Raw genomic sequence first — 17,361 nt, forward strand, 5'->3', positions numbered from 1 at the left:
GCGAGCTTGCTCGCGATGGGCTCACAGGCGCCGCGGGGGACCTGACTGCCAGCGTCATCGTTCACGACCATCGCGAGCAAGCTCGCTCCTACAGGGGTGGTGTCAGCCGTGTGGGAGCGAGCCTGCTCGCGATGGGGTCATGGAGCGTCCTTGTCTTTATCGAACCTGGCCACGATTCTCGGCATCACGCTGAACACCGCCAGTGCCAATAACGTGCTGAACACGGCCGTCGCTTCTCTGCCCAACCCCGCCGAAACCCCGATGGCGGCGGTCATCCACAAACCGGCGGCGGTAGTCAGGCCCTTGACGTGGCTTTCGTCACCTTCCTGGTTTTTCAGGATGATACCGGCGCCGAGAAAGCCGATACCGGCGATGACGCCCTGCACCACACGACTCATGGCGTCGGCCTGGGTACCGGCCGTTTGTGGAACCAATACAAACAGCGCTGCGCCCAGCGCCACCAGCATGTGGGTGCGAACCCCGGCCGCTTTGCCTTTGTGTTCGCGTTCGAAACCAAGAATGGCGCCCAACAGCGCAGCGATCAGCAATCTGACGGTAATGCGTGTCAGCTGCGCGGCATCGCCGATGTCGGCGAACTCCGCTTGCAGGGTGACCCAGACTTCATGCCACCAGGCATCCATGGCGTAATCCTTGTGAAGATTTGATAGGGAATGGACCACACCGACCATTAATCAGTTGCACAGAACGATGACGGCGCGTCGAGCCCTAACACTGTAGAACCCGCCGAAAAAGGATCTCCCCATGACTGTTCGCATCGAAAACCAGACCTGTTTTTTCACCACCGACAACGGCGAGGAAATTCGCCTGTGTTCCGACGTGACGGTCATCACCGACGGCGCCAAGGCGATGTCGGCTGTGGATGTCAACGGCCAGCGTATTTACATCACCGAAGCAGAAGCCGACGCATTGACCGTTGCAGGCGCGGAGGATGGTCGCCGACACTTGAAGGCCACGGACAGTGATTCGGTTATTTAAGTGACCTGCATCAACGTCCCGCGCGGGTGTCTGGTATAGGCGCCCGCGTGCCGTTGCACTCAATGCTTCATGTTGTCGCAGGCCAACGCAGCGCATTCATCTGATCCGCTTTTTATTGAAAGACCTGAGTCTGTTATGCAAACAGTTCCCCGCTCATAGTCACTCGGCCTGATGGAGGCTGATGAGCGAAAGACCATGAGCGATAGAATCCCCGTCCGAACCATTGAAACATTTGAGCCTTCACCTTCGAAGATAAAGGCCAAGTCCACCGACACCCTGGTCCACACCCGCAGTTTCACCGGCAGATTCCGAAATCTGCGCCTGCTGGGGGCCGGTTTTTTGTATCTGCTGTTCTTTGGCACCGCCTGGTTGAACTGGGGCGATCGCCAGGCTGTGCTTTGGGATCTTTCCGAAAGCAAATTCCACATCTTCGGAGCGACATTCTGGCCGCAGGATTTCATCCTGCTGTCAGGGCTGCTGATCATCGCCGCATTCGGCCTGTTTGCCATTACGGTATTCGCCGGTCGAGTCTGGTGCGGTTACACCTGTCCGCAGAGTTCCTGGACCTGGGTCTTCATGTGGACCGAAAAGGTCATCGAAGGCGAACGCAACCAGCGGATCAAACTACAGGCGGCGCCCTGGAGCCTGGACAAACTGATTCGACGCTCGGCCAAACACACGGCTTGGCTGGCAATCAGCTTGGTGACCGGCCTGACGTTCGTGGGCTACTTCACTCCGATCCGCCCGCTGACAGAAGAGCTGCTGACCTTCCAGGCCGGGGGTGTCAGTCTGTTCTGGGTGCTGTTTTTTACCGGCGCCACTTATCTCAACGCCGGCTGGCTGCGTGAAGCGGTGTGCATCCACATGTGCCCCTATGCGCGGTTCCAGAGCGTCATGTTCGACAAGGACACCCTGGCCATCTCCTACGACGTAAGCCGCGGTGAAAACCGTGGCCCGCGCAAACGCGAGGTCAAGCCGGCCGAGGTGGGCCTGGGCGACTGTATCGATTGCCAGCTCTGTGTGCAGGTCTGCCCTACCGGCATCGATATCCGCGACGGCTTGCAAATGGAATGCATCGGCTGCGCGGCCTGCATCGACGCCTGTGATTCGATCATGGACAAGATGAACTACCCGCGCGGACTGATCCGCTACACCTCCGAACGAGAATTGCAGGGTGGCAAGACGCACCTGCTGCGGCCACGCCTGATTGGGTACACGCTGGTGCTGGTGGCGATGATCGGCGCATTGGTATTCGCCTTGGCCGAACGGCCGATGGTATCGCTGGACGTGACCAAGGATCGTGGATTGTTCCGCGAAAACGGCCAGGGACAGATCGAGAACATCTACACCCTGAAAGTGATCAACAAGACCCAGCAGCGCCAGAGCTACACACTGAGCCTCGTCGACAGCGAGGGTTTCGAGTTGCAGGGCAAGACCGAGCTGAGCCTGGCCGCTGGCGAGATTGTCGATGTGCCGGTGTCGGTGGTGATGACCACGGAGCGGGCGACCAGCAGTTCCCAGGCCCTGAGCTTCAGGGTGGCGGACAGCGACGAGCCTGAAATAGCAAGCGTGGCGAAGAGCCGGTTTGTTGCGCCGATGAATCGTTGATCCTTTAGACTGCGGTGCGGCTTATCGCGGGCAAGCCCGCTCCTACAACAGGTCCGGCGTTGGTCACAGATTTGTGTGCAATCGAATACCTGTGGGAGCGGGCTTGCTCGCGATAAGGTCACCCGGATTTCAATAAAAGACACCTTGCGGGCTTTAAATGAAACGCTACGAAAAATTCGCCGATGACATCGCTGAACTGATCCGCTCCGGTGTCCTTGGCCCCGGCCAGCGCGTACCCTCAGTGCGCTACGCCAGCCAGACCTACGGGGTCAGCCCGTCCACCGTGTTCCAGGCCTATTACCTGCTGGAGCGACGTGGCCTGATCCGCGCCCGTCCGCGTTCCGGGTATTTCGTCAACACCCATGCACCGAGCCCGTTTTCGGAGCCCGTGATCAGCAGCCAGGTCAACGAATCCACCGAAGTCGACGTCAGCGAGTTGGTTTTCTCGGTACTCGACTCGATCAAGGACCCGACCACAGTACCGTTCGGCTCGGCGTTCCCCAGCCCGACGCTATTCCCCTTGCAGCGGTTGTCGCGCTCACTGGCGAGCGCCACTCGGGAAATGGACCCGCGCATGGTGGTCACCGACATGTCGCCAGGCAATCCGCAACTTCGCCGCCAGATCGCCCTGCGTTACATGGTGGGCGGCTTGATGCTGCCGATGGAAGAACTGCTGATCACCAACGGTGCACTGGAAGCACTGAACCTGTGCCTGCAAGCCGTGACCGAACCCGGCGACCTGGTGGCCATCGAGGCACCGGCGTTCTACGCCTGCCTGCAAATCCTGGAGCGCCTGAAACTCAAGGCCGTGGAAATTCCCGTGCATCCGCGCGATGGCATGGACCTGGATGTGCTTGCGCAGACCCTGGAGCGCCACCCGATCAAGGCCTGCTGGACCATGACCAGCTTCCAGAACCCGATGGGCGCGACCATGCCCGAGGCGAAAAAGCAGGAGTTGGTGGCGCTGCTGCGCCGGCATCAGGTGCCGCTGATCGAGGATGATGTGTACGCCGAACTCTATTACGGCCAACAGGCGCCCAAACCGGCCAAGGCATTCGACACCGAGGGGCTGGTGATGCATTGCGGCTCGTTCGCGAAAAGCCTGGCGCCGGGTTATCGCGTGGGTTGGGTCGCCGCCGGCCGTTATGCGCAGAAGATCGAGCGATTGAAGCTCATGACCTCCCTGTGCGCGTCGATGCCGGCTCAGGCCGCCATTGCCGATTATCTGCAACATGGCGGCTACGACCGGCACCTGCGCAAGTTGCGCTACGCACTGGAAGAACAGCAGAGCGCCATGCTGGCGGCGATCGCGCGCTATTTCCCGGCGCAGACCCGCGTCAGCCAACCGGCAGGGGGCTATTTCCTCTGGCTGGAACTGCCGCCGCAGATGGATTCGTTGAAATTGTTCCAGATGGCGTTGGCACAGGGCATCAGCATTGCGCCGGGGCCGATCTTTTCACCGACCCAGCGGTTCAGGAATTGTATTCGCCTGAATTATGGCAGCCCGTGGAGTGAGACGGCTGAGCGGGCAATGGAGACGTTGGGGCGGATTGTGCGGTCGTTCTGAGTGAGTGTTGGCTGATCCGACGCCATCGCGGGCAAGCCCGCTCCTACAGTGGATTTGTGAATGCTACCGATCCACTGTAGGAGCGAGCTTGCTCGCGATAGGGCGCTCACAATCACCACAAATCTGCCGACCTACCGCCCCCCACCCAAATCCACAAACGTCCCCGTCGCATAGGACGCCTTGTCCGACAACAGCCACACAATCGCTTCTGCCACTTCATCCGGCCGGCCGCCACGAGCCATGGGGATGGCCGACTCCAGCTTGCTGACCCGATCCGGGTCGCCACTGAGTGCGTGGAAATCCGTGTAGATGTAGCCGGGCCGCACGGCGTTGACCCGAATGCCCTCACCGGCCACTTCCTTGGACAGCCCCAGGGTGAACGTGTCGAGCGCACCTTTGGAGGCGGCGTAGTCCACGTATTCGTTGGGCGAACCCAGGCGAGCGGCGACTGAGGAGACATTGACGATGCTGCCGCCCTGCCCGCCATGCTTGGGCGACATGCGCAGGATGGCGTGCTTGGCGCAGAGGATGGGCGCCAGGACATTGGTCTTGAGGGTGCGCAGGATGCGGTATTCGGACATCTCATCGATGCGCGACTTCTGCCCCACGGTGCCGGCATTGTTGACCAGCGCGGTGACCCGCCCCAGCTCGGCATCGACCCGATTGAACAGGGCAATGACTTCATCCTCGATGCTGACGTCGGCACGCACCGCAATTGCCTGGGCCCCCAGGGCGCGGACCTGCTCCAGGACGCGATGGGCCGCTTCTTCATCCGACTGGTAATTGATGCAGATCCGGTAGCCCTGCACGGCCGCCAACTGAGCGGTCGCGGCACCGATGCCACGGCTGCCGCCGGTGATGACAATGACTTTGTCCATGCGTGCATTTCCCCGTTCAAGCGTAAGCAGTCGGGGCCAAGAATAACCGCCATTCACGGGTTTTGCATGAGCTGTGGCACGTTTACCACGGGTCGGCCCTGCCAGCGGCCAGCCGTTTCAGCTCACTGGCAGGTCTTGCGCACCCTGGATGCTCGCCATGAAATGCTCCGCCGGCACCGGATGCCCGAGCAGGAAGCCTTGCAGTGAATCGCAACCGAGCTGGGTGAGGAAGTCCTGCTGCACAGCGGTTTCCACCCCCTCGGCGACGATTCGCAAGTCCAGCGCCTGGCCCAGGGCCACGATGGCCGAGACAATGGCCGCGTCGTCGCTGTCGCGCTCCAGATCACGGACGAAACCACGGTCGATCTTCAGTTCATTGGCCGGCAGTCTTTTCAGGTACATCAGGCTGGAATAGCCGGTGCCAAAGTCGTCGATGGACAGGTCGACGCCCATCTGCGACAACTCGTTGAGCACCGTCATGCTCGCATCCGCATCGCTCATTGCCGTGGTTTCGGTAATTTCCAGGGTCAGGCAGTTGGCCGGCAGCTTGTGCGTGGCCAACGCCCTGGCCACGCTCTGCACCAGGCCGCCGTGGCAGAATTGCAACGCCGACAGGTTCACCGCAATGCGCCAATGGGTATAACCCAGCACGTACCACTCACGCATCTGCCGGCACGCTTCGTTGAGCACCCATTCGCCGATGGAGATGATCAGACCGGTCTTCTCTGCCAGGTCGATGAACTTGTCCGGCAGCAACAATCCCTGAGTCGGGTGCTCCCAGCGCAACAGCGCCTCCGCACCAATGGCACGACGGCTACCAGCGGCGAACTTGGGTTGATAATGCAGGCGGAACTGGCACTGCTCCACGGCGCAGCGCAGGTCCTGCAACAATTGCAGTTGTTTGCGCGCGTTATTGTTCATGGACACATCAAAAAATCTGTAGCCGTTCTTGCCGGCGCCCTTGGCGTGATACATCGCCGCATCGGCGTTCATCAGCAGTTCTTCGGCGGTGCTGCCGTTGCCCGGATACAGGGCAATGCCAACGCTCGCGGAAATCTGCAGGTCATGCTCGGTCACGCGGAACGGGCGGGCGATCAGCCCGACCTGTCGTGCGGCAAGGTTAAGCGCGTCCTCTTCGGCCGCCAGTTGCACCAGCAACACAAATTCATCACCGCCGATGCGGGCCAGGGTGTCATGGCTGCGCAAGTCCACGCGCAGCCGCGCGGCAACCTCTCGTAGCAACAGGTCGCCCATGTGGTGACCAAAGGCATCGTTCACCGGTTTGAAACCATCAAGGTCAATGAACATCAAGGCAAAACAGCCGCCCTGCTCCCTGACCACTGACATCGCCTGATCAATGCGGTCAGCCAGCAGCACGCGATTGGGCAGCCCGGTCAGGGTGTCGTGCAAGGCCAGTTGAGTGAGTTCGCGATTGGCTTCGGTCAACGACTGCGCGAGGTCCGCCGTGCGAGCCTCCAGGCGTGTATCGAGAATCGAGGTCAGCAAGGCAATGCTCAACACCGCCAGCGTAGTGACCAGTACCAGTCCGTCCAGGCCCTTGCCGTTCAGGCCGCTGCTGATGGCACCACAGAAACTCCCGTCGGGGAACTGCGCCGCCGCCATGGCCGTGTAATGCATGCCCACGATGGCAATGCCCATGACCACGGCGGCGCCGCCACGGATCAGGCTGACATACGGAGTGTGCTTGCGCAGGCGAAAGGCGATCCACAGCGCCGCGCCTGATGCACCGACGGCGATCATCAAGGAGACGGCGAACAGCACCGGGTCGTAGACGATCCCGGGCTGCATGCTCATCGCCGCCATGCCGGTGTAATGCATCGCGCTGATGCCGCTGCCCATCACCAGTGCGCCGAACGCCAGTTGCCACAGGGGCAGGCGTGGCTGTCTCACCAGCCACAGGGCGAAACCGCTGGAGAGGATGGCAGTGAGCAATGACAGACCGGTGAGCGTAATGTCGTAGCCCAGTTCAATCGGCAACTCGAACGCGAGCATGCCGATGAAGTGCATCGACCAGACTCCGACCCCCATCGCAAACGCGCCACCCGCCGTCCAGAAATGCACCGCTCGCCCTTTCGCCGTGGCGATGCGCCCGGTCAGGTCGAGCGCCGTGTAGGAGGCAAGAATGGCGACAAACAGCGAGATGATGACCAGCGAGGGGGAATAGCTACCGATGAGCATGAAAATTCTCAAAAATACCCGCCGTACTGCTTCCATTCGCGGCGAATAAATCAGGCGATTGTACTGATCGCGCAGAGGAACGCACTGAGAAAATGAGCAAAATGCCAGCAAGGCGATGAAACGCTTGTTTTAACGTAGTGCCGAATTCAAAAAACGTTCGACGCCCCTGTAGGAGCGAGCTTGCTCGCGATGACGGCGGCACATCCAACACCAATGCGCCTGACCCAATGCCATCGCGAGCAAGCTCGCTCCTACAGGTCCACCTGGCCATCCCAGCCGCCGCCCAGTGCCGCGATCAACTGCACACTGGCGATCAGCCGGCTCTGCAACAGGTCCAGCATGCTGCGCTCGTTGTTCAGTGTGGTGGCCTGGACCACGACTACGTCCAGATAGGCGATCAGCCCGGCCTTGTATTGGTTCTGGATCAGGCGCAGGGATTCGCGCGCAGCGTCCAGCGCCTGCTGGCGGACTTCAGACTCGTTTTCCAGGACCTTGAGTTGTACCAGGTAGTTTTCCACTTCGCGGAAGCCATCGAGCACGGTCTGGCGGTATTTGGCCACGGTTTCGTCATAGGCCGCCTCGCTACGGTCGACTTCTGCCGAGCGCTGCCCCCCGTCGAACAGGGTCATGGCCAGTTGCGGGCCAACCGACCAGAAGCGGTTCGGTACGGTGAACAGGCCATTCGAGGTACTGCTGCTGTAGCCACCGTTCATGCTCAGGGTCAGGTCCGGGTAGTACGCAGCCTTCGCCACGCCGATGTTGGCGTTGGCGGCGATCACCGAGCGTTCGGCGGAGGCAATGTCGGGGCGCCGTTCCAGCAGTTGTGACGGCAGGCTCAGTGGCACCTCGGGCAACTGCGGAATGTCCTGGCTTTCGGCGAGGGTGAACTCGGCGGGCGGCAGGCCGATCAGCACGGCGATGGCGTTTTCGAACTGCGCACGCTGCCAGATCAGGTCAACCAGATCGGCCTCGGTGCTCTTGAGCTGGGTTTGCGCCTGTGCCACGGCGTCTTTGCCGGAAACGCCAGCGCGGTATTGGTTTTCGGTCATTTTCAACGACCGCTGGTAGGCCTCGACTGTCGCTTGCAGCAGGCGTTTCTGCTCATCGATCACCCGCAGTTGCAGGTAGTTCTGCACCAGCTCCGACTGTTGACTCAGGCGCATCGCCGCCAGATCGGCGAAGCTCGCCTCGGCGTTGGCCGTGTCAGCTTCCAGGCCGCGGCGCAGCTTGCCCCAGATATCGGCCTCCCAACTGACCCCGGCCTGGGCGGTGTAGGTGTTGCGGATGCCGCTGGAGGAACTGCTCAGGCTCGAGCTGCTGCTGCCGGTGCCCTGGCTGGAGCGGTTTTTGCCGACTGTCAGGTCCACCGTGGGGAAAAACGCCCCGCGCGCACTGCGGACCAGCGCCTGTGCCTGCCGGTATTGGGCTTCGGATTGCGCGACGGTCTGGTTGCCACTGTTGAGTTTGTCGATCAAGCCGTTGAGTTGTTGGTCGCCGTACAGCTCCCACCATGCACCGCGCGCCAGCGAGTCGCTCGGCGTGGCCTGACGCCAGCCGGCCGCTTCCTTGTACTGCACAGGTGCGGCGGTTTGCGGACGCTGGTAGTCCGGGCCGATGGCGCAGGCACTGAGCAGCGCAACGCACAGCGACAGGGAGAGCAGACGCGAGCCTCGGGCCATCAGCAGCGGCACGGTGAGGTGGGTAAGCGAACGGTCAGTCATAGCGGAGTTTCCAGAGCGGCATCGGTACGCACGCCGCGCCAACGGTTGAAACGATGGCGCAGTTTGTCGAGATAGAGGTAAACCACCGGGGTGGTGTAAAGCGTAAGGATCTGGCTGAAGATCAGTCCGCCAATGATGGTCAGGCCCAGCGGCTGGCGCATTTCCGCACCTTCGGCTCGGCCCAGCAGCAAAGGCAAGGCCCCGAGAATCGCCGCGAGCGTGGTCATCAGGATGGGCCGCAGCCGTTGCAGGCAGGCGTTGCGAATCGATTCCAGTGGCTCCATGCCTTGATGCCGTTCAAGTTGCAATGCCAGGTCAATCATCAGGATGGCGTTTTTCTTCACCACGCCGATCAGCAGGAACAGCCCCAGCAAGGAAATCAGGCTGAATTCCGAACCCAGCACATAGATCGACAGCAACGCGCCGACCCCGGCTGATGGCAAGGTAGACAAAATGGTCAGTGGATGGATGTAGCTTTCATACAGCACACCCAGCACCAGATAGACCGCCAGCAACGCACCGAGGATCATGAACGGTTGGCTCTTCTGCGTCGCGGCGAAAGCATCGGCGGTGCCGGCCATTTTCACGATCACGTCTTCCGGCATGCCGAGTTGTGCGAGCGAACGCTCGATGGCAGCCGTGCCCTGCTCCACCGTCACGCCTTCGGCCATGTCGAATGAAATGCTCTCGGACGCGAACTGGCCCTCGTGGCTGACGCGGTCTTCGGCCAGGCTGTTTTCGTAATGGGCAATGGTCGACAGCGGAATCCGTGCGCCGTCGGCGGTGATCACCTGGACCTGCTCGAGGGTGATAGGGTCCTGGGCGTACTTGGGATTGACCTCCATCACCACCTGATACTGGTTGAGGCTGTCGTAGATCGTCGAAATCTGCCGCTGGCTGTAGGCGTTATTGAGCACGGCGGTGGCCATGTTCATGTCAACGCCCAGGCGTTTGGCCTGATCGCGATCGACGATCAGCGTCACCTGCTGCGCACCGCCGCCCTCCCGCGCATCGATGGCGGTCAGTTGCGGCAATGCCCTGAGCGCCGCCACGACTTTCGGGTACCAGGTGCGCAATTGGCCGAGGTCGGCGCTCTGGATGATGTAGGAGTACTGCGAGGTCGTCTGCTCGCGACCGCCACCAAACTGAAGGTCCTGGTCCGCCATGAGCATCAACTGGGCGCCGGGAACCTTGGGCATTTCCTTGCGCATGCGTTCGATGACTTTCTGTGCGGAAATCTCCCGCCCCTTGATGGGCTTGAGACGCACCAGCATGAAGGCGTTGTTGGTGCCGTTGCTGCCACCGATGAATCCGGCAACGCTTTCGACCGCAGGGTCCTTGAGCACCGCGCGGCGGAAAATCTCCATTTTTGGCTGCATCACGCTGAATGACAGCCCGTCGTCCCCGCGCACGAATCCAATCAGTTGACCCGTGTCTTGCTGCGGCATAAATGTTTTTGGAACAACGACATATAGCGCGATATTAACGCCAACTGTCACGAAGAGACTGAGCAGCGTCAAGCGCCGATGACGAAGCACCCAGTCGAGGCTGGTGGCGTATTTGGCCACCATCCAGTCGTTGGTCCGTCGGCTCCAGCGTTGCAGACGGTTCTCTTGCCCTGGCGTGTGCGGCTTGAGCCAACGCGCGCACAACATCGGCGTCAGCGTCAGGGAGACCACCAGCGACACCACGATGGCCGCCGCCAGGGTGATGGAAAACTCGCGGAACAGGCTTTCGATGATGCCGCCCATGAACAGGATCGAGAGGAACACTGCCACCAGCGAAACGTTCATGGACAACAAGGTGAAACCGACTTCCTGGGCGCCCAGGTAAGCCGCCTTCATGGGCGGTACACCCTCGTCGATGTGCCGGGAGATGTTCTCCAGCACCACGATGGCATCGTCCACCACCAGCCCGGTGGCCAGGATCAGGGCCATCAGCGACAGGTTGTTCAGGGAAAAACCATACAGGTACATCACCGCGAAGGTGCCCACCAGCGACACCGGTACCGCGAGGGTCGGAATCAACGAAGCCCGAAAGTTGCCCAGGAATAGAAACACCACCAGTATCACCAGGGCCACGGCGATCAACAGGGTCATTTCGGCTTCGTGCAGCGTGGCCTTGATCACCGGCGAGCGGTCCATGGCCAGGTTCAGCTTGACGCTGGCTGGCAGCACGGCCTGCAACGCCGGCAGTTGTGCCTTGATCTCGTTGACCGTCTCGATGATGTTGGCGCCTGCCTGGCGGTTGATCACCAGCAGCACCGCCGCGTCATCGTTGAAGAAGCCGCTGTTGTAGCGGTCCTCGACCCCGTCGCTGACTTTGGCCACATCCTTCAGGCGCAGGGCTGCACCGTCCGCGTAGTGAATGATCAGCGACTCGTAATCCTTGGCTTTTTCCAGTTGATCGTTCGCTTGCACCTGCCACAGGCGCTGGCCATCCTCCACCGAGCCCTTGGGCCTGCGTACGTTGGCATTGGCGATGGTGGTTCGTACGTCGTCCAGCGCCACGCCGTACTGGTTCAGCGCCTGGGGCTCGAGCTCGATGCGCACCGCCGGCAGTGAGCTGCCGCCGATCTGCACCTCCCCCACACCCTGCACCTGGGAGAGGCTCTGGGACAAAATGGTCGAGGCCAGATCGTAGAGCTGGCCCTTTTCCAGAACATCCGAGGTCAGCGACAGCACCATGATCGGCGCCTGGGACGGGTTGACCTTCTTGTAGGTCGGCATGCTGCGCATGCCGCTCGGCAGAAGGTTGCGCGAGGCGTTGATCGCGGCCTGAACTTCCCGCGCCGCGCCGTTGATATCGCGGTCGAGGTCAAACTGCAGAATCACCCGGGTCGAACCTTGGCTGGAGCGGCTGCTCATGGTGTTGACGCCGGCAATGGCACCAAAGGAGCGTTCAAGCGGCGTGGCCACGGTCGAGGCCATCACCTCAGGGCTGGCCCCCGGCAGGCTGGCCTGGACCACGATCACCGGGAAGTCCATCTGCGGCAGCGGCGACACCGGCAGCAGGCCGAAACTGACGCCGCCGAGCAGCATGATCGCCAGGCTCAACAGCATGGTGGCGACCGGGCGCTTGATGAAAGGACCGGACAGGTTCATGGCTGTTCGACCGCGTCCACCGACTCGGATGGACGGCCCCAGCGCCGCCCCAGACGGTCAAAATACAGGTAGATCACCGGCGTGGTAAACAGCGTCAGGATCTGGCTGAGCAGCAGGCCGCCCACCATTACCAGGCCCAGCGGCTGGCGCAACTCGGCCCCGGAACCGCTGGCCAGCATCAGTGGCACCGCACCGAACAATGCCGCCAGCGTGGTCATCAGAATCGGCCTGAAACGTAACAATGCCGCCTGATAGATCGCCGTTTCCGGGTCCATGCCTTGATTGCGCTCAGCATCGAGCGCGAAGTCGATCATCATGATCGCGTTCTTTTTCACGATACCGATCAGCAGGATGATGCCGATGATCGCGATCATGCCCAGGTCATTTCCGCTCAGCAGCAGGGCCAGCAAGGCACCGACCGCAGCCGACGGCAAGGTCGAGAGAATGGTGATCGGGTGAATGTAGCTCTCGTATAGCACGCCCAGCACGATGTACATGGTCACCACCGCCGCGAGGATCAGCAGCAAAGTGCTCGACAGCGAAGCCTGGAACGCTTGCGCTGCGCCCTGGAACTGGGTCTGCACGCCAATCGGCATGCCGATGTCCTTCTGCACCTGTTCGATGATGTCCACCGCATGCCCCAGCGCCACGCCGGGCGCCAGGTTGAAGGACATCATCACCGCCGGGAACTGGCCGATGTGGGTGATCGCCAATTGAGCCTGGCGCTCCTCGATGTGTGCCAGGCTCGACAGCCGCACCTGTGCACCATCGGTGGTCTTGACGTGGATCTGGTTCAGCGCATCAGGGCCGATCTTCTCGCCGGACTGCGATTGCAGTACCACGCGGTACTGACTGGCCTGAGTGTAAATGGTGGAAATCTGCCGCTGGCCGAAAGCGTCATACAGCGCGTTGGTGATATCCGAGACCGATACACCGAGCCGCGAGGCCGCATCACGGTCGATGACCAGATAGACCTGCAAGCCCTTGTCCTGCAAATCGCTGGCGACGTCCGCCAGTTCCGGCTGCTGGGCGAGCGCCTCCACCAAACGACCACTCCACAGGCTCAGCAACTCTGCATCCGGCGACGACATGCTGAATTGATACTGCGTACGGCTGACGCGGTCTTCGATGGTGAGGTCCTGCACCGGCTGCATGAACAGGCGAATGCCAACCAGCTTGTCCAATTCAGGTTGCAGGCGAGCGATGACCTCGGTGGCCGTCAGGTCACGATCACCATGGGATTTGAGATTGATCAGCAGTCGACCGCTGTTGAGCGTCGAGTTATCACCGTCGACCCCGATGTAGGAAGACAGGCTTTCGACCGCTGGGTCCGCGAGGATCACCTTGGCCAGTTCCTGTTGCCGTTCGCTCATTGCCCTGAAGGAAATCGACTGCGGCGCTTCGGAAATGCCCTGGATCACCCCGGTGTCCTGCACCGGAAAGAAACCCTTGGGGACCACCAGATACAGGACCACGGTCAGTCCCAGGGTACCGACCGCCACCAGCAACGTCAGTGGTTGATGCTTGAGAACCCACTTTAACTTGCGCCCGTAAGCCGCGATCATCCAATCAATTACATTGCCACTGGAGCGGTAGAACCAACCCTGCTCTTCCTCCCTGGGTTCACGTTTGAGCAGCCGGGCGCACATCATCGGCGTCAGCGTCAGGGACACCACGAGGGAAATCAGGATCGCCACCGCGAGGGTGATCGCAAACTCGCGGAACAGTCGCCCTACCACGTCCGCCATGAACAGCAGCGGAATCAATACCGCGATCAGGGACAACGTCAGGGAGATCAGCGTAAAGCCGATCTGCTTCGCGCCCTTTAATGCAGCATTGAGTGGGCTGTCGCCCTCTTCGATGAACCGGGAAATGTTTTCCAGCATGACGATCGCGTCGTCCACCACGAAGCCGGTGGCAATGGTCAGGGCCATCAGCGTCAGGTTGTTGACCGAGAACCCGGCCAGGTACATCACGCCGAAGGTACCGATCAGCGACAACGGAACGGCGATCGACGGGATGATGGTCGCACTGGCACGGCGCAGGAACAGGAAAGTGACCATCACGACCAGGGCGATGGCGATCAACAGTTCATGCTGCACGTCAGTGACCGACGCACGAATGGTCTGGGTACGGTCGGTGAGCACCGTGACCTCAAGCCCGGCCGGCAGGTTGTCGGTGATGCTGGGCAGCAGGGCCTTGATCCGGTCCACCACCTCGATGACGTTGGCACCGGGTTGGCGCTGGATGTTGAGCAGCACCGCCTGGTTCTCATTCGCCCACGCCGCCAGGCGTTCGTTTTCAGCACCGTCGGCGATTTCCGCCACATCCTTGAGGCGCAAAGGCGCGCCGTTGCTGTAGGCCAGGATCAGGTTGGCATAGTCCTCGGGGGACTTGAGCTGGTCATTGGCATCGAGCATCGAAACCCGGGTCGGACCGTCGAAGTTGCCCTTGGGCTGGTTTACGTTCGATGCACCAATCAGCGTGCGTACGTTCGACAGGTTGAGGCCGGCGGCAGCCAGCGCCTCGGGATTGACCTTGATGCGCACGGCCTGGCGTTGTCCGCCAGCAATGCTGACCATGCCGACACCGCTGATCTGTGCGATTTTCTGCGCCATGCGCGTGTCCACCAGATCATGCAGCTTGGGCAGCAACATGGTTTTCGAGGTGATCGCCAAGGTCAAAACCGGGGTGTCTGCCGGGTTGACCTTGTTGTAGACCGGGGGGCTGGCAGATCGGTGGGCAGCAGATTGGTCGCGGCGTTAATGGCCGCTTGCACCTGCTGCTCGGCGACATCCATATTGATGTCGAGGTTGAAGCGCAACGTCAGCACCGAAGCGCCACCGGAACTGGTCGACGCCATCTGGGTCAGCCCGGGCATTTGTCCGAACTGACGCTCCAGCGGCGCCGTTACGGCGCTGGTCATGACGTCCGGGCTGGCGCCGGGATAGAGCGTCATCACGCGAATAGTCGGGTAGTCGACCTGGGGCAAGGCAGAGACGGGAAGCAGCCGATAGGCGATCAGGCCGGCCAGGACAATGGCCAGCATGCTCAGTGTGGTGGCAACCGGGCGAAGGATGAACAGCCGCGAGAGATTCATGCGCCGCCCTTTTTCGCCTTGTCGGTGGTGCCCGGCTCAGTCGTACTTGCCGCCGATTTGCCCTGCAGATGTTCAGTCGGCGCGGTTGGCACATCCTTGGAATCGTTGACCACTTCCACTTCGCTGCCTTCCTTGAGACGGTCGGTACCTTCCAGGACCACGCGGTCGCCTGCCGCCAGGCCTTCGGTGATCACTGTGTGCTCGCCATCGCTGGCGCCAACTTTCAACGGGCGGACGGTGACTTTCTTGTCGCCGTCCAGGGCATAGACGAACGTACCGTTGGTGCCGAACTGAATGGCGGCCGATGGCGCAAGCACGACATCCTTGAGGGTATCTGCCAGCAAGTGAACGTTGACGAACTGGTTGGGGAACAGCGCCTGGTCCCGGTTGTCGTAGCGCGCCTTGAACTTCAGGGTGCCGGTGGCGACGTCGATCTGGTTGTCGAAGCTGCTCAGTACACCGGTGGCCTGCAATTTGACATCGCCACGGTCCCAGGCTTCCGCCGGCAACTGTGCGCCACTGCGGTAGCGGGCCAGCACCACATCGAGGTTGTTCTCCGGTAGGGTGAAGGCGACGCTGATCGGTTGGGTCTGGGTGATGATTGCCAGCGCCGTGGTGTCATTGGCGGCAACCAGATTGCCGACGTCGAGCTGACGCAGACCGACCCGCCCGGTGATCGGAGCACGGATCTTGGTGAATTCGAGATTGAGTTTGGCGTCGTTGACCGCTGCCTGGTTGGTCTTGACCGTGCCCTGATACTGGCCCACCAAGGCTTCGGCGGTGTCCAGGGTCTGTTTGGCAATGCTGTCTTCGCGATACAGGCCACGATAACGCTCGACATCGACCTGGGCGTTTTTCAACTGCGCCTGATTTTGCAACAACGTGCCTTCGGCCTGCAGCAAGGCGTTCTGGTAAGGACGCGGGTCGATTTCGGCCAGCAAGTCGCCCGCCTTTACCATCTGCCCTTCCTGGAAGGCCACTTTGATCAGTTCACCACCGACGCGGCTGCGCACATTGATGGTATTGAGCGCCGTCACGGTGCCCAGTGCCTTGTAGTACAGCGCAAAGTCGCCCTTGACCGCTGGCGCCACGCGCACCGGTACTGCCCCGCCTGCGCCACCGAAACCCGGACGCATGGCGCCGGAACGCCCCACATGACCGGCCGCAGCTTTCTGCCCTGCCCCTTCTTTGGGTGCGCCGGTGGGCCAGAACTTCCAGCACAGGCCAGCGATGACCAACAGGACAAGCAGGCCGAGCAGCCAGCGACGAGGATTACGGAAAGCGGAGGATTGCATGGAGTGATCAACCATTGGGCGCGTGGGCTTTTTCTACGGGAGGCTGAACGATAAGCACTGGCGGGCAAATAGCAAAGCGCCTTTACCGGCAATTTACCTTCGGCTTACGTATCGGAAGGTTTGTCTAAGGCACTGAAGCGCCTATGAAAACGCTTTGAACAAGGGAACATTCCCGGTGGATTGGCAAGGAATCCGGCGAGAATGCCCCTGTGCCGCCAACTATTGTTGACGATGAATTATTTCAGGACAGCGAGAGCGGCCTCGTAGTTCGGCTCCTGGCCGATTTCAGGGACCAGTTCGCTGTGCAGCACGTTGTCGTTTTCGTCCAGTACCACGACTGCACGGGCGGTCAGGCCCTTGAGGGGACCGTCGGCGATGGCCACACCGTAGTTCTCGATGAACTCGGCGCCGCGCAGGGTCGACAGGTTCTGCACGTTTTCCAGGCCTTCGGCGCCGCAGAAACGGGCCTGGGCGAATGGCAGGTCGGCGGAGATGCACAGCACGACAGTGTTGGCGACGTCATTGGCCTGGGCATTGAATTTGCGGACCGAAGTGGCGCAGGTCGGCGTGTCTACGCTTGGGAAGATGTTCAGCACTTTACGCTTGCCGGCAAAACTCGCCAGGGTGGTATCGGACAGGTTACCGGCAACCAGGGAAAAGGCTGGCGCCTTGGAACCGACTTGTGGCAACTGGCCGTTGACTTGAACCGGGTTGCCTTTGAGGGTGACTTGAGCCATGAACGGAGTCCTTCTGAACGTTGGTGGTGAGAGGGCCGAAGTTAACCATGAAATGGGGCAGCGACCTATGGGCGGATACAAATTGTGAACTCTGTAGACGACAATTGTAGGAGCGGGCTTGCCCGCGATGGGGCCCGCACATCCGACATCCTGGGC

At 61.1% G+C, this 17,361-nt stretch carries 10 protein-coding genes and 1 pseudogene; 3 read left to right on the forward strand and 8 right to left on the reverse strand.

Annotated elements, in window-relative coordinates:
• Positions 1-137: 137 nt before the first annotated feature.
• Positions 138-641, reverse strand: coding sequence for an MgtC/SapB family protein (locus tag AB4O36_RS12050; RefSeq protein ID WP_460141864.1), 504 nt, complete (start codon positions 639-641; stop codon positions 138-140).
• Between the two features lie 121 nt (positions 642-762).
• Between AB4O36_RS12050 and AB4O36_RS12055 the strand changes: the two genes are divergently transcribed.
• The 3 genes from AB4O36_RS12055 to mapR all read left to right on the forward strand — a co-directional run bounded on the left by AB4O36_RS12055 (position 763) and on the right by mapR (position 4,171).
• Positions 763-996 carry a DUF3203 family protein gene (locus AB4O36_RS12055; RefSeq protein WP_460125382.1) on the forward strand — a complete coding sequence of 78 codons (234 nt, stop codon included), beginning with the start codon at positions 763-765 and terminating at the stop codon, positions 994-996.
• A 195-nt stretch (positions 997-1,191) separates the two neighbouring features.
• Positions 1,192-2,604, forward strand: a complete 1,413-nt coding sequence (gene ccoG / locus AB4O36_RS12060) for a cytochrome c oxidase accessory protein CcoG (protein ID WP_460141865.1) — start codon at positions 1,192-1,194, stop codon at positions 2,602-2,604.
• A 157-nt stretch (positions 2,605-2,761) separates the two neighbouring features.
• Positions 2,762-4,171: a GntR family transcriptional regulator MpaR gene (mapR, locus tag AB4O36_RS12065; protein WP_460141866.1), complete on the forward strand. Its 1,410-nt coding sequence runs from the start codon at positions 2,762-2,764 to the stop codon at positions 4,169-4,171.
• Between the two features lie 131 nt (positions 4,172-4,302).
• On the opposite strand, the gene AB4O36_RS12070 is transcribed toward mapR, so the two are convergent.
• From AB4O36_RS12070 to tpx, 7 genes and pseudogenes are all read right to left on the reverse strand, one after another.
• Positions 4,303-5,049 (reverse strand): SDR family oxidoreductase, encoded by a 747-nt coding sequence (locus AB4O36_RS12070; RefSeq protein ID WP_460125390.1) that lies wholly within the window; start codon positions 5,047-5,049, stop codon positions 4,303-4,305.
• Between the two features lie 117 nt (positions 5,050-5,166).
• Positions 5,167-7,248, reverse strand: coding sequence for a putative bifunctional diguanylate cyclase/phosphodiesterase (locus AB4O36_RS12075; protein ID WP_460141867.1), 2,082 nt, complete (start codon positions 7,246-7,248; stop codon positions 5,167-5,169).
• Between the two features lie 251 nt (positions 7,249-7,499).
• On the reverse strand, positions 7,500-8,969 hold the full coding sequence (locus AB4O36_RS12080) for an efflux transporter outer membrane subunit (RefSeq protein WP_460141868.1): 1,470 nt from the start codon (positions 8,967-8,969) through the stop codon (positions 7,500-7,502).
• Entirely contained in the window at positions 8,966-12,073 is a 3,108-nt protein-coding gene (locus tag AB4O36_RS12085; protein ID WP_460141869.1) for an efflux RND transporter permease subunit, read from the reverse strand. Before AB4O36_RS12085 ends, AB4O36_RS12080 begins: the two co-directional genes overlap by 4 nt.
• Positions 12,070-15,173: pseudogene (locus tag AB4O36_RS12090) on the reverse strand (MdtB/MuxB family multidrug efflux RND transporter permease subunit). The gene AB4O36_RS12085 and the pseudogene AB4O36_RS12090 overlap by 4 nt, the downstream one beginning before the upstream one ends.
• Positions 15,170-16,483 (reverse strand): MdtA/MuxA family multidrug efflux RND transporter periplasmic adaptor subunit, encoded by a 1,314-nt coding sequence (locus AB4O36_RS12095; protein WP_460125405.1) that lies wholly within the window; start codon positions 16,481-16,483, stop codon positions 15,170-15,172. Before AB4O36_RS12095 ends, AB4O36_RS12090 begins: the two are co-directional and overlap by 4 nt.
• Positions 16,484-16,704: 221 nt before the next feature.
• A complete protein-coding gene (gene tpx, locus AB4O36_RS12100) occupies positions 16,705-17,205 on the reverse strand; it encodes a thiol peroxidase (RefSeq protein WP_460125408.1) in 501 nt (166 codons plus the stop codon).
• Positions 17,206-17,361 lie beyond the last annotated feature (156 nt).

The sequence above is a fragment of the Pseudomonas sp. S2_E01 genome (genome assembly GCF_054668365.1).